Origin of the sequence: Streptomyces sp. SID14478, assembly GCF_010548525.1 — a bacterium.
Lineage (GTDB): Bacteria > Actinomycetota > Actinomycetes > Streptomycetales > Streptomycetaceae > Streptomyces.
Genome location: NZ_JAAGMG010001330.1, coordinates 1 through 1,328, shown reverse-complemented (window position 1 = coordinate 1,328; position 1,328 = coordinate 1). Strand labels below are relative to the sequence as shown.

Here is a 1,328-nt window from a genome sequence, read left to right as displayed (position 1 = left end):
CCCGACGAGCAGCACCCACCCCGAGCGCCGGGTCAGCTCGCCCCGGGTCCAGGCCGCGCCGAGCGCGTACGGCACGAGCCAGCCCGCGGCCACGTTGATCCAGCCGAGCCGGGGCGGGCCGCCGAGCCCGAACCGTACGAGGTCCACGTGCAGGACGACGGCCAGCGGCCACAGCGGGTTGAGGCGGCTCACCAGCGGGGTGAGCGCCGTCAGGCCCGCGAGGACCAGCAGGAACCACAGCGGGGAGAGCGCCAGCTTGACCAGCGTGTGCACGGTGTCCAGGGGCGCGCCCGCCAGGAGCATGCCGCCGGCCGCGACCGTCCACAGCGCGAGCACCGCGGCGACCGGCCGGAACAGCCGGGACAGCCGGGCCCGCACCCACTGCCCGTACGTGTCGTGGCGCGCCCGCGCCGACGCGTAGCTCCTGGTCGCCACATGGCCGCCCACCAGGAAGAACACGGCGAGGGTCTGGAAGAGCCAGGAGATCGGGGCGAGCCACGGCAGGTGCCGCAGCGGGCTCGCCGTGTGCAGGGCGCCGTCGCCGCCGGGCACGAGCGCCGTGACGCACCAGTGCCCGAGGACGACGCCGAGGATCGCGAGGGCGCGCAGCGCGTCGACCGCCCGGTCCCGCCCCGCCGGTGTCGCGTCGTCGATCCGGCGAGCGAACTTCCGTGCGCCGAGGGGCAGTTCAGGCATGAGTGACCTCCGTGGCACGGCCCAGGACGATCCGGGCGAGGCTGTCGAGGGAGCGGGAGCCGGGGGCGAAGTAGTCGCTGTGCCCGCCGTCGCCCGCGGCGAAGAGGTGCGCGCCGAACGCGCGGGAGACCGGGTCGGCGCCGAAGCCGAGCGAGCTGTCGAAGAGGCCGAACAGGTCGGTCCGCACATGGGGCACGCCGGCGATCCAGTCGTCGGCGCCGCGGCCCGCCCACACGGTGGCCGTGGTACCGAGTCCGGCCGCGGTGTCGGCGCCGGTGCCCGGGCTGCCGCACAGCACCAGGTCGCGGACGGCCGCGCCGCCGGTGAACCCGGATGCGGCCCGCCCGCACACGACGGACCCGTACGAGTGACAGAGCAGGGAGACCGACGAGGCACCGGATATGGTCCGCAACTCCCGCACGAACGCCACCAGTTCGGGGGCGGCTGCCTCGGCGCGGGCCGTCGTGGTGACCGCCGCGCTGACCGTCCCCGGCGTCTCGTACCCGAGCCAGGCCACCACGGCCGCCCGCCCGCCGAGCCGCTCGTGCAGCGCGAGCGCGCCCGCGCGGAACCGGTCGTACGTGTCGAGCGAGGTGTCGGAACCCGGGACGAGGACGGCGATCCGGTCCGCG

2 protein-coding genes are annotated in these 1,328 nt (G+C 76.0%); both read right to left on the bottom strand.

Features of this window, described 5'->3' with window-relative positions; all coding sequences use genetic code 11:
- A partial coding sequence (locus tag G3I40_RS42100) for an acyltransferase (protein ID WP_203645801.1) occupies positions 1 to 696 on the bottom strand: 696 nt, incomplete at its 3' end.
- Positions 689 to 1,328 (bottom strand): alpha/beta hydrolase (locus G3I40_RS42095; RefSeq protein WP_239092269.1); only part of this gene is annotated, 640 nt, incomplete at its 5' end. The genes G3I40_RS42095 and G3I40_RS42100, both read right to left, overlap by 8 nt.